The sequence below is a fragment of the Actinomadura sp. 7K507 genome (assembly GCF_004348425.1).
In the GTDB taxonomy this organism is placed as follows: Bacteria; Actinomycetota; Actinomycetes; order Streptosporangiales; family Streptosporangiaceae; genus Spirillospora.
In genome coordinates, this window is the sequence record NZ_SMKK01000107.1 from 1 (window position 1) to 22,835 (window position 22,835).

Consider the following 22,835-nt stretch of genomic DNA (forward strand, 5'->3'; position numbering starts at 1 on the left):
GCCCCCGCACCCGCCCGGCATGACGGGCGGCTCTCCGGGCGGTCCGCCCGCGGGCCCGTACGGCGGCCCGTACGGCGGCCCGTACGGCGGTTCGCACGGCGGTCCTCCGGGGCCCGCCCCAGGACGGCCCGTGACGGTGCTCGGCCTGCGCGGACGGCAGTGGGCGCTCGTCGCGCTCGTCCTCGGATGCTGCTACCTCGTCATCACCGGGATCTCCTTCACCGGCGCCTGGACGACCCTCACCCGTGAGCCCACCACCGCGGAGCTGCAGCGCGCGGCGAACAAGGAGGTGGCCCGGCGGTGGCAGGCGTGGACGGCGCAGCGCATCTTCCCTGAGCGCATCCCCTACGCCCCCCAGACGGGGCACAGCGAGTACGCGGACCGGACGGGCATCGTCCCCGACAAGGGGTGCGCGCAGGCCGTGGACCCCCAGATCGCCCAGACCATCGTCAGGCACGGCTGCAAGGCCGTGCTGCGCGCCACCTACGTCGACCAGCTCCAGGGCGTCGTCGTCACGGTCGGCGTGGTGGTCTTCGCCGACCCGTTCAAGGCCGACCGGGCGTACAAGGAACTGCCCGGCTCGAAGGGCCCGGACGGGAGCGGCTCGGTGGCCCCCGCGCTGCACGCGGCGCCGTTCCCCGGGACGGCGTCGGCCCGGTTCACCGACGAGGCCCGGCAGGACCGAACCGTCGACCGCGGCGGCCCGTACGTCGTGCTGACGACCTCGGGCCAGACCGACGGCCGCCCGGCGGCGGCGATCAAGAAGGAGCGGCCGGGCAGGCCGTTCGCCCTGGCGCCGCAGCTCGGTCACGCGGTCGCGCGGTCGATGTCCGCCAAGGCCCTGCCCGACTGCTCCAGCCCCGAGTGGCAGTGCTGACAGGGAGGGCGATGCTGACGGGAGGCCGGATGGCCAGGCGCCACGGCAGGACGGCCAGGACGCGCACCGTGGCCGCCGTCTTCGCGGCGGCGCTGGCCGGGACATGGCTCGTGCCCGTCCCCGCGCACGCCGACGAGGTCCGCGACCGGCAGCGGCCCATCCTCGACGCGCTCGGCATGGACGCCGCCTGGAAGGTCAGCAAGGGCAAGGGCGTCACCGTGGCCGTCGTCGACTCGGGCGTCGACGCGAACCAGGCCGACCTGGCCGGGTCGGTCACCACCGGCCCCAACATGCTCGAAGAGGTCGACGACGGATCGGCTCCGACGCGCCGGCACGGCACCGGGATGGCGTCGCTGATCGCCGGCCACGGGCACGGGTCCGGCGGCGGCGACGGGATCATCGGGATGGCGCCGGAGTCCCGCGTCCTGTCCGTCCGGGCGATCAGCGAGCCGGAGGACCCGGGCTACGTCCGCTACCGGCTGTCGGAGGACGCCGAGGGCGCGGTGGCACGGGGAATCCGCCACGCCGCGGACAAGGGCGCCGACGTGATCAACCTCTCGCTCGGCAAGAACGAGGAGGTCCCCGAGGAACGCGCCGCCATCGGCTACGCGATCGGCAAGGGCGTCGTGGTCGTCTCCGCGGTCGGCAACGACGGCAACGAGCCGGGTTCCCTCGACGGCGACGGCTTCGCGCCGTACTCCTATCCGGCGTCCTACCCGGGCGTCATCGCGGTCGCCGCGACGGAGGGCGACAACTCCCGCGCGCCGTTCTCCAACCGCAACTTCTCGGTGCTGCTGTCCGCGCCGGGGGCGGGCCTGCCCGTCGCGGGGCCGGGCGACGAGTACTTCGTGAGCAGCGGGACCAGCGGCGCCAGCGCGGTCGTCTCCGGGATCGCCGCGCTGATCCGCGCCAAGTACCCCGACATGGCGCCCGCCCTGGTCTCCCAGGCGCTGATCGACAGCACCAAGCACGGCCCCTCGGGCGAGTACAACGCCGAGGTCGGGTTCGGCATGGTGCACGCGTCGCGGGCGCTCTCGGCGGCCGGGGCGCTGGAGTCCGCCGGGTCGGGCGGCGCCAAGGACAAGGCCGCCGGGCAGCGGTTCGGCGCGGACGACCCGGGCCCGGTGGAGGTCATCGAGCGGCCGGCGTGGGTCACTCCGCTGATCATCGCGCTGGTCGCGGCCGGGATCGGCGGGACGATCACCGCGGGGGCGATCTCGATGACGTTCCGGCGCCGCCACCCCCGCCCGGCGGTAGGCCCGCCCGCGGGCCCGCAGCCCGTCCCGGCAGGGGGCCCGCGGCCCGTCCCGCCGCGCGGCGGCCCCTACGGCCCGCCTCCGGGGCAGCCGCAGGGGCGTCCGCAGTACGGCCCTCCTCCGGGCCGGCCGCAGCCTCAGGAACGTCCGCAGTACGGCCCGCCTCCTGGGCAGCCGCAACCTCAGGGCCGTCCGCAGTTCGGGCCGCCTCCCGGGCAGCCGCAGCCTCAGGGGCGTCCGGATTTCGACCCGCCGAGGCCGCCGCAGCCCAGACCGCCCGGCCCGGCGGAGGGCCAGCCACCGCCGGCCTGATCCGTCCGTGGTGCCTCCCCCGGGCGGCAGGGGCCAGAATTGGCGGGTGCGAGCAGAGCCTGACGAGTACGCCGAAGCCGTCCTGGACGCGGTGGAGCTGATCCCGCCGGGATGCGTCCTGTCCTACGGCGACGTCGCCGAGCTGGTCGGGCGGGGCGGGCCCCGGCAGGTCGGACGGGTGATGTCCCTGTACGGCGGCGGTGTCCCGTGGTGGCGGGTCATCCGGGCGGACGGCAGCCCGCCGAAATGCCATGACGGGCGCGCCCACGAGCACTACCGCGCCGAGGGGACGCCCCTGCGCCCGGACGGCCGCCGCGTCGACATGACCCGGGCGCGCTGGCCGGGCCCGTCCTGAACCCCGGTGGGGGACCGGCGGGGGAACCGCGCGGCCGCGAGCCCGTCACGTTGGCGACATGCGTGTGTTGTGGCCAGAACAGTCACGGTGATCTGTTCCAATGAACTGTTGTGCCGTCTGCTTCCTACCGTCTCGTGCGCCGCGCGGGCCCCGCGCGGGCCGTCCCGCCCGTGCTCGACGAGCAGCAGCGGCGGGTGGTCGAGCATGCCGGCGGGCCGATGCTGGTGCTGGCGGGTCCGGGCACCGGGAAGACGACGACGATCGTCGAGGCGGTCGTCGACCGCATCGAGAACAGGGGCGTCGACCCGGAGCGCGTGCTCGTCCTGACGTTCAGCCGCAAGGCGGCGGGGGAGCTGCGGGAACGGATCACCGGGCGCCTCCACCGGACGACGCGGACTCCGCTGGCGCTGACCTTCCACAGCTACGCCTACGCGCTCCTCCGGCGCGATGCCGTGCTGAACGAAGAGGCCGCACCACGACTCCTGTCCGGACCAGAGCAGCTGCTGGAAGTGCGGCGCCTTCTGGAGGGCGAGCTGGCGGACGGTGCGCGCGACTGGCCGGAACGGTTGAGGGCCGCTCTGGCGACGCGCGGGTTCGCCGAGGAACTGCGTGACTTCACCTTGCGGGCGGCCGAGCGGCAGTACTTCGCGGAAGACCTCGTCGCGGTCGGACGCATGCGCGGGCGCGACGACTGGCCCGCCATCGGCGCGTTCATGGACCGGTACGTCGACAGGTTCGCGCTGGACCCCGTCCCCACCTACGACTACGGCGAGCTGATTCACATGGCCGCCGGCATGCTCGCGGACGAGGAAGTGCGGATCCGGGAGCAGAATTCCTACGACGTCGTGTTCGTGGACGAATACCAGGACACTGACCCGGCGCAGGAAGCCCTACTGCACTACCTCGCCGGGGACGGTCGCGAGCTCGTCGTCGTCGGCGACCCCGACCAGTCCATCTACGGTTTCCGTGGCGCCGACGTGCGGGGCATCCAGGAGTTCCCCAACCGCTTCCTCACCCTCGACGGCGATCCCGCGCCGGTCGTGGCCCTGCGGACGTGCCGCCGGATGGGGCCCGAGATCCTCGCCGCGTCGCGCCGGATCGCACGCCGCCTGCCCGCGGGGACGGCCGGGGCCGCCGAACACCGCGCGCTGCGTCCCGTGGAGGAACTGGACGAGGGCGAAGTCCGCGCTGTGATCGCCGACTCCGAAAGCCAGGAGTCGGCGCTGGTCGCCGACGAACTGCGCCGCGCCCACCTCCTCGACGGCGTTCCGTGGTCGCGTATGGCGGTCCTCGTGCGGAGCGCCGTGCGGCAGGTCCCGGTGCTGCGGCGCGCGCTCTCGCAGGCCGGTGTGCCGGTCGTCGTCGCGGGCGACGAGGTCCCCCTGATCAGCGAGCCCGCCGTCCGCCCCTTCCTGATCCTGCTGCGGGCCGCGCTGAAGAAGGGGTACCTGGACGAGGTCGTCGCGGAAGACCTGCTGACAGGCCCGCTGGGCGGCGCCGACGCGCTCGCCATGCGGCGGTTGAAACGGGCCCTGCGTGACCTGGAGGAATTGTCAGGCGGTCAGCGTCCGCTAGGGGAGCTTCTGATCGCGGCGGTGAACGATCCGCGTGAGCTCGTCCTCGTCCACGAAAGGGTTCGCGCACCGGCCGAGCGGATCGCGCACCTCATCGATATGGCGCGGCGCAGCGTCCACGACGGCGGCACCGCCGAGGACGTGCTGTGGGCCGTCTGGCAGGAGAGCGGCCAGGCCGACGTACTGCTGGCACAGAGCGTCAAGGGCGGGACGCGCGGCGCGGCGGCCGACCGTGACCTCGACGCGGTGGTGGCGCTGTTCGACCATGCCGCACGGTTCGTCGACCGGCTTCCGCAAGCCGGGCCGGAGCTGTTCGTCGACAACATCGCGTCCCAGGAGATCGCCGGTGACACGCTCGCCGAACAGGCTCCGCAAGGCGAGGCGGTCAGGATCCTCACCGCCCACCGCTCCAAGGGCCTGGAGTGGGACGTCGTCGTGGTCGCGGGCGTCCAGGAGGGCGTCTGGCCGGACGTCCGCCTGCGCGGGTCGCTGCTGGGCGTCGAGGAGATGGTCGAACACGCCGCCGGCTCCGAGGCGGAAGGCGGCGCTGCGGCCGGTGCGTCCATGGCGGCGAAGATGCTGGACGAGGAACGCCGCCTCTTCTACGTCGCGGTCACCCGAGCCCGCAAACGCCTCGTCATCACGGCCGTCGGCGGCGACGACACCGAAGAACGGCCGTCCCGCTTCCTGAACGAGCTCCTTCCAGGCGCGATCGAACAATCGCAACTGGACGAGAAGACGCGGTGGCTCTCGCTGTCCGCGCTGGTGGCCGACCTCCGTTCCGCCGTCGCGGACCCGTCCCGTCCGGAACCGCTGAGGCGCGCCGCCGCCGGCCACCTGGCACGCCTGGCGCGTGCGGGCGTGCGAGGCGCGAAACCGGAGAACTGGTACGCCATCACCGCGCTGTCCGACGCCGGGCCCGCGTTCGACGACGACGAGACCATCACCATCTCGCCGTCCCAGGTCGAGGCGTTCACCACGTGCGGCCTGCGCTGGCTGCTCGCCTCCGCCGTCGGCGCGCAGGAGGGCGGGCCCAACGAGTACAGCACGATGGGCAAGGTCATCCACGCCGTCGCCGAGATGGCCGGGGCCGACGACGGCGTCAACGAGGTCCATGTCGCCGAACGGCTCGACGAGATCTGGAACGACCTGGAGTTCCGCAGCTCCTGGTACTCCGAGAAGCAGCGCGAGCAGGCCGGCCGGATGGTCGACAAGTTCCTCACCTGGCACAACGACAACCCCAACGAGGTCGTCGCGCTGGAGGAGTCGTTCAAGGTCGACCTCGGCCGCGTCGTCGTCAAGGGCCGCATCGACCGCGCCGAACGCGACGAGCAGGGCCGCGCGGTCATCATCGACATCAAGACGTCCTCCACCGCCGTCCCCAAGGATGACCTGGCCCGCCACCCGCAGCTCGGCGTCTACCAGTACGCGGTGATGCTCGGCGCGTTCGAGCGGCACGGGCTGATCGAGCCCGGCGGCGCCAAGCTCGTCCAGGTCGGCAAGGCCGCGTTCACCGCCAAGGCGCGCGAGCAGGAGCAGCCGCCGCCCGCCGACGACGAGGACCCGGAGTGGCCGAAGAAGCTCATCGAGATCGTCGCGACCGGGATGGCCGGCGATGTCTTCCAGGCGCGGGCGAACGACAAGTGTCGCACCTGTCCCGTACGCTCTTGCTGCCCCGTACACGACGAAGGTGGCCAGGTCGGGGAGTGAGCGACTAGCTCGGGGGGAGTGGGGTGATCACGCCGGGAGAGCTGGCCCGGCTGCTGGAGATCCCGGAGCCGACCGAGGAGCAGGCCCGGGTGATCGAGGCCCCGATGGCGCCGATGGCGGTGATCGCGGGCGCCGGGTCCGGCAAGAGCGAGACGATGGCCGCACGGGTGGTGTGGCTGGTCGCGAACGGCTTCGTCCGGCCGGAACGCGTCCTCGGCCTGACCTTCACCCGCAAGGCGGCCGCCGAGCTCGGCGTTCGCGTGCGCAAGAGGCTCGACAAGCTGCGCGAGGTCCTGCCGGGCGACGAGCTTGAGCGGCTCGGCGGCGAGGCCCTGTTCGACGGCGAGCCGATGGTGTCGACGTACCACTCCTACGCCGCGCGGCTGTTCGGCGACCACGCGCTGCGCGAGGCTCTCGAACCCACGATGCGGCTGATCTCACCGGCCGTCGCCTGGCAGATCTGCTCCCGCGTCGTGGACGCCTACGACGGCCCCATGGACCGCGTCGAGTGGCAGCCCGACACCGTGACCAAGGCCGTCATGGAACTGGCCGGAGACCTCTCGGAGCATCTGCGTACGGCCGAGGACGTCCGCAAGGTCGGGACGTGGCTGGACGAGCGCCTCGCCGTGGTGAAGAAGCCGCTCAAAGCGCAGCGCGACATCCTCGCCAAGCACGCCGTCCGCGAGCAGATGATGCCGCTGGTCGAGGCGTACGGGCGGGCCAAGGCGGACCGGGAGGTCGTCGACCACGGCGACCAGATGGCCCTCGCCGCGCGGATCGCCTACAAGCACCCCGAGGTCGGGATGATCGAGCGGTCGCGGTTCTCCGTCGTGCTTCTGGACGAGTACCAGGACACCAGCCAGGCGCAGCTCGTCCTGCTCAAGTCGCTGTTCGCGGCCGGTCATCCGGTGACGGCCGTGGGCGACCCCTGCCAGTCGATCTACGGATGGCGCGGCGCCAGCGCCGGGAACCTGCTGCGGTTCGCCCACGACTTCCCCCTGCGGCCGGGAGTCGCCGGCGGGCGGCCGGTTCCGGCGCCCGTCGTCCAGCTGAGCCGCTCGTTCCGCAACGGCGAGCAGATCCTGGAGGCGGCCGCCAGGGTCCAGGAGGAACTGCGCGCGGAGACGAAGTCCGTGCCCCGGCTCGTCCCGGGCGCCGGGCGCGAGAACCGCGGTCGCGTCGAATGCGCGCTGCTCCCCACCGTCGAGGACGAGGCCGACCGCATCGCCGCGCGCATCGCCCGGCTCCTGGCCGCCGACCCCGGGACCGCACCCGACGGCGGCCCGCAGACCGAGCCGCTGCAGTACTCCGACGTCGCCGTCCTCGCACGGAAACGGTCGCAGTTCCCGCTCATCAGGCGGGCGCTGGAAGCGCGCGGCATTCCGGTCGAGGTCGTCGGCCTCGGCGGGCTGCTCACCGTCCCCGAGGTCCAGGACGTCGTCGCAACGCTGCGGGCCATGCACGACCCGACGTCCGGCGCGTCCCTGGCCCGGCTGCTCACCGGCCCGCGCTGGCGCCTGGGCCCCCGCGATCTCGTCGCCCTGGGCCGCCGCGCCCGCGCCCTGGCCCAGGAGGCGGCGCGCGACGTCACGCCCCCGGAGGCGCCGGAGCCCCCACCGGATGAGGCGCCGCCCGAGCAGGAGACGGAAGACCCGCTGCACCAGCTCGTCAGCGAGCTGAACCAGGAGACCGGCAGCCTGGTCGACGCGCTCGACGACCTCGGCCCCTCCGAGGCGTACTCGCCCGAGGGGTTCGGGCGCCTGCGGAGGCTCCGCGACGAGCTGCGCACGCTGCGCGGCCAGGTCGGCCTGCCGCTGCCCGATCTCGTCAACGAGGTTGAACGCGCGCTCGGGCTCGACATCGAGGTCGCCGCACGCTCCGGGCTCGACCCCGTCACCGCCCGCGCCGACCTCGACGCCTTCATCGACGCCGCCGCCACGTTCGCCGGCGACGCCGAGGACCCCACCCTCGGCGCGTTCCTCGCCTACCTCAAGGCCGCCGAGACCGAGGAGTTCGGGCTGGAGGCCGGACGCGTGGGGGAGACGAACAGCGTGAAACTCCTCACCGTCCACGCGTCCAAGGGCCTGGAGTGGCCGGTGGTCGTCGTCCCGGGCCTGTCGTACGTCCCGCAGAAGAACGGCGGCCCGGCCAAGGGCTCGATCTTCCCGTCGCCGCCGCAGAACGCCACCCGCTGGACGGCGAATCCCCGGGTCCTGCCGTTCATGCTGCGCGGCGACCGCGCCGACCTGCCCCCGCTGAACGGCCTGGAGAAGGAGGACCTCGCCGCCTTCGACCAGGCGTGTTCCGAACGCGACCTGCGCGAGGAGAGGCGGCTCGCCTACGTCGCCGTCACCCGCGCGTCCAGCCTGCTCATCACCACCGGCTACTGGTGGGGGTCGTCGGGCCGGCCGCTCGGCCCGTCGCCGTTCCTGGACGAGGTCCGCGCCGTCTGCCTCGCCGGGGCCGGGTCCGTCGCCGTGTGGGCAGAACCGCCGGAGGAGGGCGCCGCCAACCCGCTGCTCGCCGACCCCGACGAGGCGCAGTGGCCGGTGGCGCCCGGCGACCGCGGCCGCTCCGACATCTCGGCCCGCGAACGGTACGAGGCGGTCGTCGAGGCCGCCCGCATGGTCGAGGACGAGACGGCCGGGCGGACGCGCCACTGGGCGGGCGACGCCGGGCTGTCCGACGGCGACCGCGCCCGCATGTCCGCGTGGGCGCGCGACGTCGAGCTGCTGCTCGCCGAACGGGACCGGGGCCGCGGCGGCGACGGCCTGCTCGTGGAGCTTCCCGCGCACCTGTCGGTCTCGTCGCTGGTGTCCCTCGCCCGCGACCCGGCGGCGCTGGCCCGGCAGATCCGCCGCCCGATGCCGCGCCCGCCCGCCCCGTACGCGCGGCGCGGGACCGCGTTCCACGCCTGGCTGGAGAGCCGCTGGGGGCAGCAGCGCCTCCTCGACCCCGACGAACTGCCCGGCGCGGCCGACGAGGGAGCCGCCGACGACGGCCACCTCGAACGGCTGCGCAGCCGTTTCGAGGAGTCGGAGTGGGCGGCGCGGGAGCCGCTCGACATCGAGGTGCCGTTCGAGACCGTCATCGGCGACCGGCTGGTCCGGGGCCGCATGGACGCCGTGTTCCGTTCCCGGGACGGCGTGTACGAGGTCGTCGACTGGAAGACCGGCTCGCCGCCGTCCGGGGACGAGGCCCGCTTCGTGTCGGTGCAGCTCGCCGCATACCGGCTGGCCTGGGCGGAGCTGGCGGGGGTGGACGTCGAGGAGGTCAGCGCGGCGTTCCACTACGTCAGCGCGAACGTCACGGTCCGGCCTGCCGATCTGCTGGACGCCGATGGCCTCGCCGCGCTGCTCGACGCCGTACCCGCCGCCTGATTCCGGGTGATGAGTCTCACTCCCCCCTGTTCACCGTTCGTGGTTTCGGGGATGATCCGGGCTACCATCCGAGGGAGGCGGACGTGACGGTGACGCATGACGAGAAGGTCGTACGGGAGTTCTCCAAGCAGGCGGCCGGTTTCGCCGATCCTTCGCGGAACGCCGCGTTCACTCTTCACCTGGACCGGCTCGTCCACTTCATGGACCCGGAGATAGACCGAGAGGACATCGTCCTTGAGGTCGCCGCCGGTACCGCGCTCGTGTCCCGCGCGATCGCCGGTCGGGTCCGGCACGTGACGGCCCTCGACCTCACCCCGGCGATGCTCACCCAAGGCAAGCGCGACGCCGACCACGCCGGCCTCATGAACATCACCTTCGCGCACGGCGACGCGACCGCCCTGCCCTACCTCGACCGGTCGTTCACGCTCGTCGTCACCCGCTTCTCCCTGCACCAGGTCGCCGCCCCCGAGGCCGTCGTGAACGAGATGGCCCGCGTCGGCCGCCCCGGCGCCGCGCTGATCATCGCCGACCTGATCCGCCCCGACGGCCTGGAAGGCGACCCCGACCGCATCGAACGCCTCCGCGACCCCTCCCACGGCACCGCCCTCACCGAGTCGCGGATCACGGAGATGGTCTCGGCCTCCGGCGCGGAGGTGAAGCGCGCCGAGCGCTTCGAGTACGTCCGCCCGCTCGACCCGTGGCTCGAGTTCTCCCAGACCCCCGGCGACGTCTCGGCGCGGATCAGGCGGGAACTGGAGGACGAGCTGGCGGGCACCGGCCCGGTGACCGGGATGCGACCGAGCGAGATCGACGGCGTCCTGCACTTCACGCACACCTACCTCTTCCAGCAGGCGATCGTCGGGTAACGTTTTCGACCAAGTGTTCGACGAATGTCGTTCGCGTGTTCTAGATTGTCGAACATGGGTTCTAGCAACGTGCGCTCCCTCGACCGCGAGCCGGCCGCGCTGGCGATGCGCATCGGCGTCGTCGCGGCCGAGGCCGCCCTCGCCACCTTCGCCCGCAACCTCGACCTGGACGACCTTGAGGACGGCGTCGACTTCGAGGGCGCCATCGGCCCCGCCGAATGGCCCGTGTTCTCCCTGGTCATCGACACCCTCGCCGAGGCGGGCCCGGGTGATCGCCGGTCGCTGGACGAGCGCCGCGCCGACGCCCTCAACGACCTGGCGCGGATCTGCATGGCCGCGAAGGCCCGCGTCGCCTGAGGCGCCGCGCCCGGCCCTCAGTCGTCCAGTTCCTTCGGCCTGACCTTGCCGGTGCTGGTACGCGGCAGCTCGTCCACGAACCGGACGTCGCGGGGCACCTTGTACCGCGCCAGGTGCCTCTTCACGTAGGCCCGGACGTCGTCCTCGGTCAGCGACGCGGCCGGCGCCCTGACCACATGGGCGGCGAGGCGCTGGCCGAACTCCTCGTCGTCCACCCCCGTCACCGTCACTTCGGCGACGTCCGGATGGCCGCCGATCAGATCCTCGACCTCGCCGGGGAACACGTTCTCCCCACCCGAGATGATCATGTCGTCGGCGCGGCCGTCGATGAACAGCCGCCCCGCCTCGTCGAAATGCCCGAGGTCGCCGGTGCCGGTCAGCCCGTCCAGCACGTCCTTGCCGCCGCCGCCCGTGTACCCCGCGAACCGCAGCCCGCCGCCCGTGTAGATCTCGCCGGTCTCTCCGGCCGGCAACTCGCTGCCGTCCTCGCCGAGAACCTTGACGGTGATCCGCAGCGACGGCCTTCCGACGGTGCCGGGCGCGTTCCTCAGATCATCGGACGTGGCGATCGTGGCCCACCCGGTCTCGGTCGCGCCGTACAGGTTGACGAGCACGTCGCCGAACGCGTCCATGAAGGCGTCCGACAGATGTGGATGCAGCGCCGAGCCGCCGCACAGGACCGCGCGGAGGGACGGCGTTCGCGGCGCCCTCGCAGCACCCTTGGCGGCGAGGATTCGCTGGAGCATGACCGGCACCGCCACGAGCGCCCCCGCCTCGCAGTCCGCGACCGCCTTCAGGGTCTCGTCCGCGTCGAAGCGGCGCGACAGCACGAGCGGCATGCCCATCCCGAGCCCGACGGTCATGTAGGCGAAGCCCAGGATGTGGAACAGCGGCGGCGCGATCACCATGGGCGTCCCCGACCGCACGGGGACGCGCATCAGATGGCTGAGCGCCACGGGCAGCACCGACGACAGCGCCACGTCGTGCCGGGCTCCCTTCGGCGTGCCGGTCGTGCCGGACGTCATCACGACGACGCCGCTGGTCCGGTCCGGCCTGATCGGCTCGGGCTCGGTGGCGGCGGCCAGCCCGTCGATCGTCCCGGCCCCGTCCTGGTCGGTCCACGCGAGCAGCCGCCGCCCGTCGAACCCCGACTCGTCGACGACCGCACCGAACTCCGCGTCGTGGACGAGCAGCGCGATCCCTTCACGTTCGGCGACATGGCCGAGCTGGGCGCCGGAGAAGTCGGTGTTGAGCAGCACCACGTCGCCGCCCAGACGGGACGCGGCAAGAAGCGTCTCGACGAATCCTCGGTGGTTGCGGCAGAGGATCCCCACCTTGCCGTCGCCGGCCAGGACCCGGAGCCCGGACGCGAGCGCCGCGGCCCGCCGTTCGAGTTCGCCGTAGGTGAGGGCCCCGCGCTCGTCGATCAGGGCGGTCCGGTCAGGGAACCGCAACGCCGACATGGCGCCGACCGTCGCGGGCACGGGCCCGAACCGCAGGTAGGCCAGCGGCACCCGCACCGCCCGATCCGGCCGCACCGGACGCAGGACCCCGGCGTCCCGCACCGCACGCGCACCCCGTACCCCGGCATTCGCAAAGGACCGCACCCGATCGATCACGGGAGGCCTCCCTCCATACACCTGGCCCTACGGCCAGCCGTCCACAGACCCCCCGGCCCCTACCCGCCTCCGCCGAACTATTTCCCCCGCACGGCTGTCGCGGCTCATGGGATCAGGTCGGGGAGGAGGGTGTCGCGGAGGGTTGCCAGCGTTCGTGATTCTGCGGTGGCGGCCGCTACCCGTTTCGCCAGAGGGGTGACGAATTCGTCGAAGCTCTGCGTGTGGTCGGCGGGCCAGGGGATCTCGTGTCCGGCCATGTCCGGCCACTTGGTGCGGGGCATTCTCGTACCGTCGCCGATGGCCGAGGCGTGCGCCACGACTTCGTCACTCGACAGGGCGGCCAGGAGCCAGCCCCGATAGGCGGGTTCTTTCGGGCGGATGACGAGAATGTCTGTTGAGGCGATGCCGTCCACGAAGGTCAGGCCGACCTTGTGGAAGTAGGGGCGGAGTTTGCCGAAGAGTACGTCGCCGGACTGGAAGCGCCGCTTCGCGCTGGTCACGGCGGCCGCGCCGGTCCAGGTCGTGAGCCACATGTGCCGTTTCGGCATGTGTTCCAGCGCGATGTAGTTCTCGTCCTGCCTGATGTGCTCGGCCGGGGCGTTCGACCGTATCGAGGAGCCCAGGTGGGCGAGCGGGACGGAGTTCGAAGTCGTGGCGGCCAATTCCGTGTAGCGGGCGCGGATCAGCCGGTCGGCCAGGACGGCTATGCGGGTGTTCGCGGCGATCTTGTCGTCCAGCGCTCCGAGGACGGAGGCCGCCGCGTCCTGGTCCGGCCGGGTCATCCGCTTGGTGGTGAGCCGGTTCAGTAAGCCATGGGTGAGGAGGGGCTGGCCCGAGCCGATGCGGTACCTGTTCAGGTCGAGTCTTTTGAGCAGGTAGTAGATGTAGCGGGGGTTCACGTCCGTTTTCGGGGTGGCGATGATCGCGTTGTCGGTGACCCAGCACCGGTCGTCGCTGTAGTGGACGACGCCGCAGTACGATCCGACGCGCCCGACGATGGTGGTGTCGGGGGTGGCGTTGTAATGGGCGGAGGTGCCGATCACCCCGTTGGCGCCATAGGTCCTGTAGTCGGGCCCCTCGGCCGGATGCGACTTGCCGTTGGAGAAGGTGACGAGTTCGGCCAGGTGCACGTCACCCATTCAGCCGTCCCAGTTCCGCGCGGACGACCCGGTCGAGGCGCGCCGACTCTTCCAGCTGCGCGAGGAGCTCCTTGGTCAGCCGCTCGACCTGGTCGGCCGCCGGTTCTGCCCCGATGTCCGGTGCGGCTGTGCCGACATAGCGTCCGGGAGTCAGGACGTGGTCGTGGGATCTGATCTCGTCCAGGCCGGCCGAGTAGCAGAATCCCGGGACGTCGGAGTGGGAGCCGCGGCGCCAGGAGCGGTAGGTGCCGGCGATTTCGGCGATGTCGGTGCCGGTGAGGACCCTTTCCGTGCGGTCGACCATCGTGCCCATGCCGCGAGCGTCGACGAACAGCAACCGGTCGTGCGGGTCCTTGTCGAAGAACCACAGGCACGCTGGAATCTGGGTGGTCCGGAAGAGCTGGCCGGGCAGCGCGACCACGCATGACACCAGGCCCGCCTCCACCAGTGCGGCGCGGATCTCGCGTTCGGCCGACTGGAGGGACGACATCGAGCCGTTCGCCATCACCACGCCCGCGCTGCCATGGGGGCCGAGTTTGGCGACGATGTGCTGCATCCACGCGAAGTTGGCGTTTCCCGCGGGCGGCGCTCCGAAGCGCCAGCGGGAGTCGCCCGCGTCCCGGTACCAGTCCGACATGTTGAACGGCGGGTTGGCCAGCACGAAATCGGCCTGCAGGTCGGGGTGCGCGTCCTCGTAGAAGGTGTCCGCACACCGGGACGAGAGGTCGCCCGCGATTCCGTGGACGGCCAGGTTCATCTTGGCCAGCCGCCACGTGCGCTCGTTCGCCTCCTGCCCGAAGACCGCGATGTCGTCCCGCCGTCCCCGATGGTTCAGGACGAACTTCTCGGCCTGGACGAACATGCCGCCCGACCCGCAGCACGGGTCGTACACCCGGCCCTTGAACGGTTCGAGGATTTCGACCAGCACTTTCACCACGCTGGACGGCGTGTAGAACTCCCCGCCGCGCTTGCCTTCGGCCCGCGCGAACTTCTCCAGGAAGTACTCGTAGACCTCGCCGAACACGTCGCGTGCGGCCGAGCCGGCGAACCGCGCCCCGCCGATCAGGTCCACCAGGTCGCCGAGCCGCCGCTGGTCGACCCCGCTGAAGATCCGCGGGAGGACGCCGGCGAGCGACGGGTTCGCCCGCATGACCGCGTCCATGGCCGCGTCGATCCGCGCGCCGATCGTCCCTGAGCCGGCCGGAGCGGCGAGGTCCTTCCACCGCGCGCCGTCCGGTACCCGGAAAGCGCCATCGCCGGACGAGTCGGAGACGTACTTGAGGAACACCAGCCCCAGCACGAAGTCCTTGTACTGCGACGCGTCGACGGAACCCCGCAACTTGTCGGCGGCCTTCCACAAAACGTCCTTGAGGTCGCTCTCCTCCCGATCCGCCACCGCTCTCCCTCCTCACCGAGACCTGCAGCAGCCTACGGAGCCCGGCACCACACCGTGACCACTCAGGGTGCTGAGTCCGCGACGCGCCTGCTGGACCCGCGGCCTGGGACACTGCGAGGCTGCCGGACGTGTTGGTCGTGGGTGTTCTGGCACTTGCAGCCCTGACAGGGTGGCTGTACCTGGCGATGGGTCACGGTGGCTTCTGGAGGACCGGCCCGGGACTCCCGCCGGGCACCGCCCCGTCCGGCTGGCCCGAAGTGGTCGCCGTGGTCCCGGCGCGCGACGAGGCGGCCGTGCTTCCGGAGACCCTGCCGACCTTGCTGGCGCAGAGTTACCCAGGCGCTTTCAGCGTGATCGTCGTGGACGACGGAAGCGGCGACGGCACCGCGGACGTGGCGGCCCGCCTCGGCGACGAGGCCGGCAAGACGAACAGGCTGCGCGTAGTCGAAGCGACAGAACGTCCCCAGGGGTGGGCGGGCAAGGTCTGGGCCATGTCGGAAGGCGTCCAGGCCGCAGGCGAACCAGAGTTCATCCTGTTCACCGACGCTGACATCGCCTACGCGCCCGGAACCGTGACCAGGCTCGTCCGCGCCGCCACGGCCGGCGAGCGCGACCTCGTGTCACAGATGGCCACGCTCAGCACGGACACCCGGTGGGAACGCCGGATCGTCCCCGCCTTCGTGTACTTCTTCGCGCAGCTCTACCCGTTCCGCCGCGTCACCCGCGACGGCGCGCGGACCGCCGCCGCGGCGGGCGGCTGCATGCTCGTACGGCGCGAGGTCCTGGCGCACGCCGGTGGCCTCGACGCCATCAAGGGCGCACTGATCGACGATGTCGCGCTCGGGCGGCTGATCAAACGCGCCGGCGGGCGCTGCCGCCTGGACCTGAGCCGCGACGTGACCAGCCGCCGCCCCTACCCGCGCCTCGCCGACCTGTGGACGATGATCGCCCGCAGCGCCTACGACCAGCTCCGCTACTCGCCGGCGCTCCTGGCCGGCACGATCTTGATGCTCCTCCTGCTGTACGCGGTCCCGCCCGCCGCGACCCTGGCCGGGAGCATCGGCCTCGCCCTGGACGCACGGCACGCCGCCGTCCCCGCCACGGCGGGCCTTCTCGCTTGGACGGTCATGGCCGCCACCTACGCGCCCATGCTCCGCTTCTACGGCCTGTCACCGTTGCGCGCCCCGGCCCTGCCCCTCGTCGCCCTGATGTACGCCGCCATGACCGTCGACTCGGCACGCCGCCACCGCTCGGGCCGAGGCGGCACCTGGAAGGGCCGCCCAGCCCCGCGCCCACGCACGGGCGAGCCCGCACTTCCGTCCACAGAACGCGGAGGCGCCCGCTCGGAGTCGGCTCGGCGCGGCGGCCGGCCCGGGTGAGCTTTGTCAGGCGGCCACACATTCGGCGTCCGCGTCTCGTCGCGGCCCTCATTGGAGTGAACGTCTAATTGTCTTACGGTCAGGTGACCGTCACTCCGACGGCAAGGGGGACGACGAAGGGTTACGGGCCATGTCCATCAAAGTCCGCCGGTCCATCAGAGTCCGTGGTGTCCTGCGCAACGTGCTGGCGCTCTGGATCGGGGTCGTCCTGATGGCGACCGCCCTCCAGGCTCCGGCGACCGCGGCTCCCCAGGACACCGGAACTCCCGCCGAGGATCCGTTCTACCAGCCGCCCTCGCCGCTCCCGGAGGGGCGGCCCGGCGACGTCATCAGGTCGCGCCCGGCCGCCTTCACGGTCGACCCGTTCGGCAAGTCGCCCTTCGAGGGCGTGAAGATGTGGCAGGTCCTGTACCTGTCGGAGAACGTGCACGGCGCGCCGATCGCCGTGTCGGGCGCCGTGCTCGTCCCGGAGGAGGAGTGGACGGGCGAGGGCGAGCGTCCCGTCGTCTCCTACGCCGTCGGGACGCGCGGCCTCGGCGACGAGTGCGCCCCGTCCTACACCCTCACCCAGGGCCTGGACTACGAGGCCCTGATGGTCTCCGACGCGCTCAACCGGGGCTGGGCCGTCGCCCTGACCGACATGGAGGGCCTCGGCACGCCCGGCCAGCACACCTACGAGGTCGGCCGCTCCCAGGGCATGGCCGTCCTGAACATGGCGCGGGCCGCGCAGCGGCTCCCCGAGGCCGGTCTCGGCGGCGCGCCCGTCGGCATCTGGGGCTACTCGCAGGGCGGGACGTCGGCGGGCTGGGCCGCGCAGCTGGCGCAGTCCTACGCGCCGGAACTCGACCTCAAGGGCGTCTTCGCCGGAGGAGTCCCGGCCGACCTCCTCGCAGTCGCGGAGGGCCTGGACGGGTCGGCGTTCGTCGCGCTGATGTTCATGGCGGCGGTCGGCTACGACGCCGCCTACCCGGAGCTGGACCTGGACGGGTACCTCAACGACAGGGGCCGGGAGCTGATGCAGAAGGCGGAGAACATGTGCCTGGTCAGTGTGGACGGCGTCGTCACGCTGATCGACACCCTGTTCAAGAAGATCAGCGACTACACGACGAGCAACCCCCTGACCACCCCGCAGTGGCGGGAGGCGCTGAACGCCAACAAGCTCGGTGAGACCGCCCCGACCGTCCCGGTGCTCCAGACGCAGGCCGTCTACGACCAGATCATCCCGTTCGAGCAGGCCGACACGCTCCACAAGGCGTGGTGCGCGAAGGGCGCGAACGTGACGTGGAAGACCTACACGCTCGCCGAGCACGCCACCGGCATGCTCTGGAGCCTCCCCGACGCGATGACGTTCCTCACCGACCGCTTCGCCGGCAAGCCCACCGAGGGCAACTGCGCGGCGTGAGCCGGCGGGTTCCGCGCCGTCCGGGCCATCCTGTCCCACGCACGGGGCAGGATGGCCCTATGGACTTGGTGGAGTTCCTCCGAGCGCGGCTGGCGAGGGACGAGCAGATCGCCCGAGCCTGTTCGGGCGTCCCCTGGAAGACCGCGCCCTCCGGCACGATCCACACCGACCCCGCGGAACCCCGCGATGGCCCCGAGGCGTACGTCGCGAAGGCGGAGAACGAGGCGTACGCCGAGCACATCGCCCGCCACGGCCCGTCCCGGACGCTCGCCGAGGTGGCGGCCAGGCGCCGGATCATCGACGACTTCGAGAAGCGGGCCTGGATCATCGAGCAGGGCCACCGGACCGCGGAACTCGAAGCGGCCCAGGCCGTCCGCGAGGACGTCCTGCGCTGCCTCGCGCTCCCGTACGCCTCGCATCCCGCATACCGAGACGAATGGCACCCGTGACAGGACAGACCGGGCAGGGTTATGTAACCTCGATGTGGGGCCGAGAGGCGCTGCAACGGGCGAGAGCCCGCCACGCTCGGTCCCGGCGAATTGCAACAAGGGCGCCTCCCATTCAGACGGGAGGTGCTCGAAATCAAGGACAGCAAGCTTCGCGAGCTTCTGGACAGCCGGATCGCGGTGATCGACGGAGCCTGGGGGACGATGCTCCAGGGCGCGGGCCTGGCTCCGGAGGACTACCGGGGCGACCGCATCGACGGCGACCACCCGAAGGACGTCACGGGCGACCCGGACCTGCTGAACCTGACCCGCCCGGACGTCATCCTGGACGTCCACCGGCAGTACCTTGAGGCCGGCGCCGACATCACGACGACCAACACGTTCACCGCGACCAGCATCGGCCAGGGCGACTACGGCCTGGAGAGCCTGGTCCACGAGATGAACGTCGAGGGCGCCCGGCTCGCCCGCCAGGCCGCCGACGAGTTCGGCGGACGGTTCGTCGCCGGCTCCGTCGGCCCCCTCAACGTGACCCTGTCCCTCTCCCCGCGCGTCGAGGACCCGGCGTACCGCGCCGTCACGTTCGACCAGGTCAAGGACTCCTACGCGGAGCAGATGCGCGGCCTGGCCGAGGGCGGCGTCGACCTCCTCCTGATCGAGACGATCTTCGACACGCTGAACGCGAAGGCCGCGATCGCCGCCGCCCGCGAGGCCGCCCCGGATCTGCCGCTGTGGATCTCGGTGACGATCGTCGACATGAGCGGCCGCACGCTGTCCGGTCAGACGGTCGAGGCGTTCTGGCGTTCCATCGAGCACGCCGAGCCGCTGCTCGTGGGAGTGAACTGCTCGCTCGGCGCCGACGAGATGCGCCCGCACGTGGAGGAGCTGGCGAGGGTCGCCGGCACCTACACCGCCTCGTATCCGAACGCCGGGCTTCCGAACGCGTTCGGCGGCTACGACGAGACGCCGGACGAGACCGGCGGCAAGGTCGGCGAGTTCGCCGCGTCCGGCCTGGTCAACGCGGTCGGCGGATGCTGCGGGACGGGCCCGGACCACATCGCCCGCATCGCCGCCCTGGTCAAGGACGCCGCGCCCCGCGAAGTCGCCAAGCCCGCCAAGGCCCCCCGCTACAGCGGCCTCGAGCCGTTCGCGATCGGCGAGGACACCGGGTTCGTCATGATCGGCGAGCGCACCAACGTCACCGGCTCCAAGCGGTTCCGCAGGCTCATCGAGGCCCGCGACCACCAGGGAGCGGTGGACGTCGCGCTGGAGCAGGTCCGCGGCGGCGCGAACCTCCTCGACGTCAACATGGACGCCGACCTGCTCGAAAGCGAGCGGGAGATGACGACGTTCCTGAACCTGATCGCGACCGAGCCCGAGGTGGCCCGCATCCCGATCATGGTGGACAGCTCGCGGTGGAGCGTGCTGGAGGCGGGGCTGAAGACCGTCCAGGGCAAGGGCGTCGTCAACTCCATCAGCCTGAAGGAGGGCGAGGACCAGTTCCTCGAGCAGGCCCGCCGCATCCGCGACTTCGGCGCCGGCGTCGTCGTCATGGCGTTCGACGAGACCGGCCAGGCCGACTCGACCGAGCGCAAGGTGGAGATCTGCGCCCGCGCCTACGACCTGCTCACGCAGAAGGCCGGTTTCCCCGCCGAGGACATCATCTTCGACCCGGCCGTCCTCGCCGTCGCGACCGGCATCTCCGAGCACAACGGCTACGCGAAGGCGTTCATCGACGCGCTGCCGCTCATCAAGGAGCGCTGCCCCGGCGTCCGCATCAGCGGCGGCATCTCCAACCTGTCGTTCTCCTTCCGGGGCAACGAGGTCGTCCGTGAGGCGATGCACTCGGCGTTCCTGCTGCACGCCATCCGCGCGGGGCTCGACATGGGCATCGTGAACGCCGGGCAGCTCGCCGTCTACGAGGACATTCCCGCCGACCTGCTCGAACTGGTCGAGGACGTCCTGTTCGACCGCCGCGAGGACGCCACCGACCGGCTCGTGTCCTTCGCCGAGAACGTCAAGGGCGAGGCCACCAAGCGCGAGGTCGACCTGTCCTGGCGGGAGGCGTCCGTCGAGCAGCGCCTGTCGCACGCCCTCGTCCACGGCATCGTCGACTTCATCGAAGACGACACCGAAGAGGCCCGCCAGAAGGCCGAGCGTCCCCTCGACGTCATCGAGGGCCCGCTGATGGACGGCATGAAGGTCGTCGGCGACCTGTTCGGCGCCGGCAAGATGTTCCTTCCCCAGGTGGTCAAGAGCGCCCGCGCCATGAAGCGGTCGGTCGCCTACCTGGAGCCGTTCATGGAGGAGGAGAAGGCGGAGGCGCTGCGCTCCGGGCGCGTCCTCCAGGACCGCGGCCAGGGCAAGATCGTCCTCGCGACCGTGAAGGGCGACGTCCACGACATCGGCAAGAACATCGTCGGCGTCGTCCTCGGCTGCAACAACTACGACGTCGTGGACCTCGGCGTGATGGTCCCGGCCGCCAAGATCCTCGACACCGCGATCGAGGAGAACGCCGACGCCGTCGGACTGTCCGGCCTGATCACCCCGTCCCTGGACGAGATGGTCTCGGTCGCCGCGGAGATGAAGCGCCGCGGGATGAAGCTGCCGCTGCTGATCGGCGGCGCCACCACGTCCCGGCAGCACACCGCCGTGAAGATCGCGCCCGCGTACGAGTCGACGATCGTGCACGTGCTGGACGCGTCCCGCGTCGTCGGCGTCGTCTCCGACCTCCTCGACGAGGGCCGCGCGTCGGCGCTGGACACCGCCAACCGCGAGGAGCAGGCCAGGCTGCGCGAGCAGCACGAGAGCAAGCAGCGCCGCCCCGTGCTCACCTTCGAGAAGGCGAAGGAGAACCGCGAGCGGGTGGAGTTCGGGGACCTGCCGACCCCGGCGTTCACCGGTGTGCGCCGCCTCCGGCCCGACATCCCCGCGCTCCGCGAGATGATCGACTGGCAGTTCTTCTTCCTGGCCTGGGAGCTGAAGGGCAAGTACCCGGCGATCCTCGACCAGCCGGTGGCCCGCGAGCTGTTCGACGAGGGCAACGAGCTGCTCGACCAGATCATCGCCGACGGCTCGTTCGAGGCCCACGGCGCCTACGCGTTCTGGCCCGCGCACTCCGACGGGGAGGACATCATCCTGCCCGAGGCGCGTTTCCCGATGCTGCGGCAGCAGACGTCCAAGCCGGAGGGGCGCCCGAACCGGTCCCTCGCCGACTACATCGCCCCGGCCGGCGACCACCTGGGCGGCTTCGCCGTGACGATCCAGGGCGCCGAGGACCTCGCCGCCAAGTACGAGAAGGAGCAGGACGACTACAAGGCGATCATGGTGAAGGCGCTCGCCGACCGGCTCGCCGAGGCGTTCGCCGAGTACATCCACCTGGAGGCCCGCCGCGCCTGGTTCGAGCCGGACGCCGACCCCGTCCTCGAGGACCTGCACGCCGAGAGGTTCCGCGGGATCCGTCCCGCGCTCGGCTACCCGGCGAGCCCCGACCACAGCCTGAAGCAGTCGCTGTTCAACCTGCTGGACGCCGGGAGCCTCGGCATGAAGCTCACCGAGTCGTTCGCGATGACCCCGGCCGCCAGCGTCAGCGGCCTGATCTTCGCGCACCCGGCGGCGCGCTACTTCACGGTCGGCCGCATCGGCAAGGACCAGGTCGAGGACTACGCCGTCCGCTGCGACCTGCCCGTGAAGGAGGTCGAGCGCTGGCTCGCCCCCAACCTCGCGTACGACCCTTCGTAAACGGCGAGAACGCCTGACGGCCGCCGCACCGCGGCCGTCAGGCGTGCTTCTTTCCGGGGACCGGTCACGGGCGGGTGGGATGAACGCTGGAGATGCCGGGCGGCCCCGGTGCGACGTAACATGGCGTACGTGACCAGCAGACCCGGCTCTGAGCAGCACCTGCGCGATCTCGCGCTGCTGCGGCGCGTCCGCGACCGGATCGACCGCGAGTACGCCCAGCCGCTGGACGTCGAGGCCCTCGCCCGCGGCGTGAACATGTCGGCCGGGCACCTCAGCCGCCTGTTCCGGGCCAGCTACGGCGAGTCGCCGTACAGCTACCTGATGACGCGGCGGATCGAGCGCGCGATGGCGCTGCTGCGCCGCGGCGACCTCAGCGTCACCGAGGTCTGCTTCACGGTCGGCTGCTCGTCGCTCGGCACCTTCAGCACCCGTTTCACCGAGCTGGTCGGCGTGCCGCCCAGCACCTACCGGCACGAGGCGGCGGAGGCGACGGCGGGGATGGCGCCGTGCGTGGCGAAACGGGTCACCAGGCCGGTCAGGAATCGAGAAGTCCCGGCGACCGAGCCGCAGCTAGCCTGACCAGCATGGAAATCAGCATCCACTCCGCCTTCCTCCCGCACACCGACGCGGAGGAGTCACTGGCCTTCTACCGCGACGTCCTCGGCTTCGAGGTCCGCAACGACGTCGGATACGACGGGATGCGCTGGATCACCGTGGGGCCCGCCGGCCAGCCCGGCGTGTCGATCGTCCTGGAGCCGCCGGCCCCTCCCGGCTGCGGCAAGACCGACGACGAGAAGCGCACGATCGCCGAGATGATGGCCAAGGGCACCTACGCCGGCATCAACCTCGCCACCACCGACCTCGACGGCACCTTCGAGAGGCTGGAGGCCGGCGGCGCCGAGGTCGTCCAGGAGCCGGTGGACCAGCCGTACGGCGTCCGCGACTGCGCCTTCCGCGACCCCGCCGGAAACATGATCCGAATGCAGGAACTGCGCTGAGCCGACCGGCGCCCCTGCTGCAGAATCGGGG

Annotated in this window: 16 protein-coding genes and 1 riboswitch; of the genes, 13 read left to right on the plus strand and 3 right to left on the minus strand. The window is 71.7% G+C overall.

What is annotated here, in order from left to right:
- The 7 genes from E1285_RS23580 to E1285_RS23610 form a co-directional block, all read left to right on the plus strand.
- Window positions 1-877 (plus strand): hypothetical protein (locus tag E1285_RS23580; RefSeq protein ID WP_207946757.1); only part of this gene is annotated, 877 nt, incomplete at its 5' end.
- Window positions 878-888: 11 nt separating this feature from the next.
- Window positions 889-2,445 carry a S8 family serine peptidase gene (locus E1285_RS23585; RefSeq protein ID WP_243722998.1) on the plus strand — a complete coding sequence of 519 codons (1,557 nt, stop codon included), beginning with the start codon at window positions 889-891 and terminating at the stop codon, window positions 2,443-2,445.
- Window positions 2,446-2,491: 46 nt separating this feature from the next.
- Complete coding sequence (locus E1285_RS23590) at window positions 2,492-2,800, plus strand: MGMT family protein (protein ID WP_132155599.1); 309 nt, start codon at window positions 2,492-2,494, stop codon at window positions 2,798-2,800.
- A gap of 110 nt (window positions 2,801-2,910) precedes the next feature.
- Window positions 2,911-6,084 carry an ATP-dependent DNA helicase gene (locus E1285_RS23595; RefSeq protein ID WP_132155601.1) on the plus strand — a complete coding sequence of 1,058 codons (3,174 nt, stop codon included), beginning with the start codon at window positions 2,911-2,913 and terminating at the stop codon, window positions 6,082-6,084.
- 23 nt (window positions 6,085-6,107) lie between these two features.
- Entirely contained in the window at window positions 6,108-9,464 is a 3,357-nt protein-coding gene (locus tag E1285_RS23600) for an ATP-dependent DNA helicase (RefSeq protein ID WP_132155603.1), read from the plus strand.
- An 83-nt stretch (window positions 9,465-9,547) separates the two neighbouring features.
- The gene (locus E1285_RS23605) at window positions 9,548-10,330 is read left to right on the plus strand and encodes a methyltransferase domain-containing protein (protein ID WP_132155605.1); all 783 of its coding nucleotides are present in this window, start codon (window positions 9,548-9,550) and stop codon (window positions 10,328-10,330) included.
- Between the two features lie 54 nt (window positions 10,331-10,384).
- Window positions 10,385-10,687 (plus strand): hypothetical protein, encoded by a 303-nt coding sequence (locus E1285_RS23610; RefSeq protein WP_132155607.1) that lies wholly within the window; start codon window positions 10,385-10,387, stop codon window positions 10,685-10,687.
- Window positions 10,688-10,704: 17 nt separating this feature from the next.
- On the opposite strand, the gene E1285_RS23615 is transcribed toward E1285_RS23610, so the two are convergent.
- From E1285_RS23615 to E1285_RS23625, 3 genes are all read right to left on the minus strand, one after another.
- Window positions 10,705-12,252, minus strand: coding sequence for an AMP-binding protein (locus E1285_RS23615; RefSeq protein WP_243722999.1), 1,548 nt, complete (start codon window positions 12,250-12,252; stop codon window positions 10,705-10,707).
- A 158-nt stretch (window positions 12,253-12,410) separates the two neighbouring features.
- Window positions 12,411-13,445 (minus strand): restriction endonuclease subunit S, encoded by a 1,035-nt coding sequence (locus tag E1285_RS23620; protein WP_132155609.1) that lies wholly within the window; start codon window positions 13,443-13,445, stop codon window positions 12,411-12,413.
- On the minus strand, window positions 13,438-14,841 hold the full coding sequence (locus tag E1285_RS23625) for a class I SAM-dependent DNA methyltransferase (RefSeq protein WP_132155611.1): 1,404 nt from the start codon (window positions 14,839-14,841) through the stop codon (window positions 13,438-13,440). Before E1285_RS23625 ends, E1285_RS23620 begins: the two co-directional genes overlap by 8 nt.
- A 128-nt stretch (window positions 14,842-14,969) precedes the next feature.
- Between E1285_RS23625 and E1285_RS23630 the strand changes: the two genes are divergently transcribed.
- From E1285_RS23630 to E1285_RS23655, 6 genes are all read left to right on the plus strand, one after another.
- Window positions 14,970-16,220 carry a glycosyltransferase gene (locus E1285_RS23630; protein ID WP_132155613.1) on the plus strand — a complete coding sequence of 417 codons (1,251 nt, stop codon included), beginning with the start codon at window positions 14,970-14,972 and terminating at the stop codon, window positions 16,218-16,220.
- A gap of 130 nt (window positions 16,221-16,350) precedes the next feature.
- Complete coding sequence (locus tag E1285_RS23635) at window positions 16,351-17,622, plus strand: lipase family protein (protein WP_165966723.1); 1,272 nt, start codon at window positions 16,351-16,353, stop codon at window positions 17,620-17,622.
- 59 nt (window positions 17,623-17,681) lie between these two features.
- Window positions 17,682-18,071, plus strand: a complete 390-nt coding sequence (locus E1285_RS23640) for a DUF6221 family protein (protein ID WP_132155615.1) — start codon at window positions 17,682-17,684, stop codon at window positions 18,069-18,071.
- A gap of 36 nt (window positions 18,072-18,107) precedes the next feature.
- A riboswitch (S-adenosyl-L-homocysteine riboswitch) is annotated at window positions 18,108-18,185 on the plus strand.
- Between the two features lie 9 nt (window positions 18,186-18,194).
- Window positions 18,195-21,806 (plus strand): methionine synthase, encoded by a 3,612-nt coding sequence (metH, locus tag E1285_RS23645; protein ID WP_243723000.1) that lies wholly within the window; start codon window positions 18,195-18,197, stop codon window positions 21,804-21,806.
- A gap of 120 nt (window positions 21,807-21,926) precedes the next feature.
- On the plus strand, window positions 21,927-22,385 hold the full coding sequence (locus tag E1285_RS23650) for a helix-turn-helix transcriptional regulator (RefSeq protein WP_207946758.1): 459 nt from the start codon (window positions 21,927-21,929) through the stop codon (window positions 22,383-22,385).
- 5 nt (window positions 22,386-22,390) lie between these two features.
- Window positions 22,391-22,804 (plus strand): VOC family protein, encoded by a 414-nt coding sequence (locus E1285_RS23655; RefSeq protein WP_132155619.1) that lies wholly within the window; start codon window positions 22,391-22,393, stop codon window positions 22,802-22,804.
- Window positions 22,805-22,835: the final 31 nt, after the last annotated feature.

Coding starts and splice junctions, on each gene's coding strand:
- E1285_RS23585 (WP_243722998.1), top strand. CDS start 889: ATGCTGACGGGAGGCCGGATGGCCAGGCGCCACGGCAGGACGGCCAGG.
- E1285_RS23610 (WP_132155607.1), top strand. CDS start 10,385: ATGGGTTCTAGCAACGTGCGCTCCCTCGACCGCGAGCCGGCCGCGCTG.
- E1285_RS23620 (WP_132155609.1), bottom strand. CDS start 13,445: ATGGGTGACGTGCACCTGGCCGAACTCGTCACCTTCTCCAACGGCAAG.
- E1285_RS23635 (WP_165966723.1), top strand. CDS start 16,351: ATGTCCATCAAAGTCCGCCGGTCCATCAGAGTCCGTGGTGTCCTGCGC.
- E1285_RS23640 (WP_132155615.1), top strand. CDS start 17,682: ATGGACTTGGTGGAGTTCCTCCGAGCGCGGCTGGCGAGGGACGAGCAG.
- E1285_RS23650 (WP_207946758.1), top strand. CDS start 21,927: ATGGCGTACGTGACCAGCAGACCCGGCTCTGAGCAGCACCTGCGCGAT.
- E1285_RS23655 (WP_132155619.1), top strand. CDS start 22,391: ATGGAAATCAGCATCCACTCCGCCTTCCTCCCGCACACCGACGCGGAG.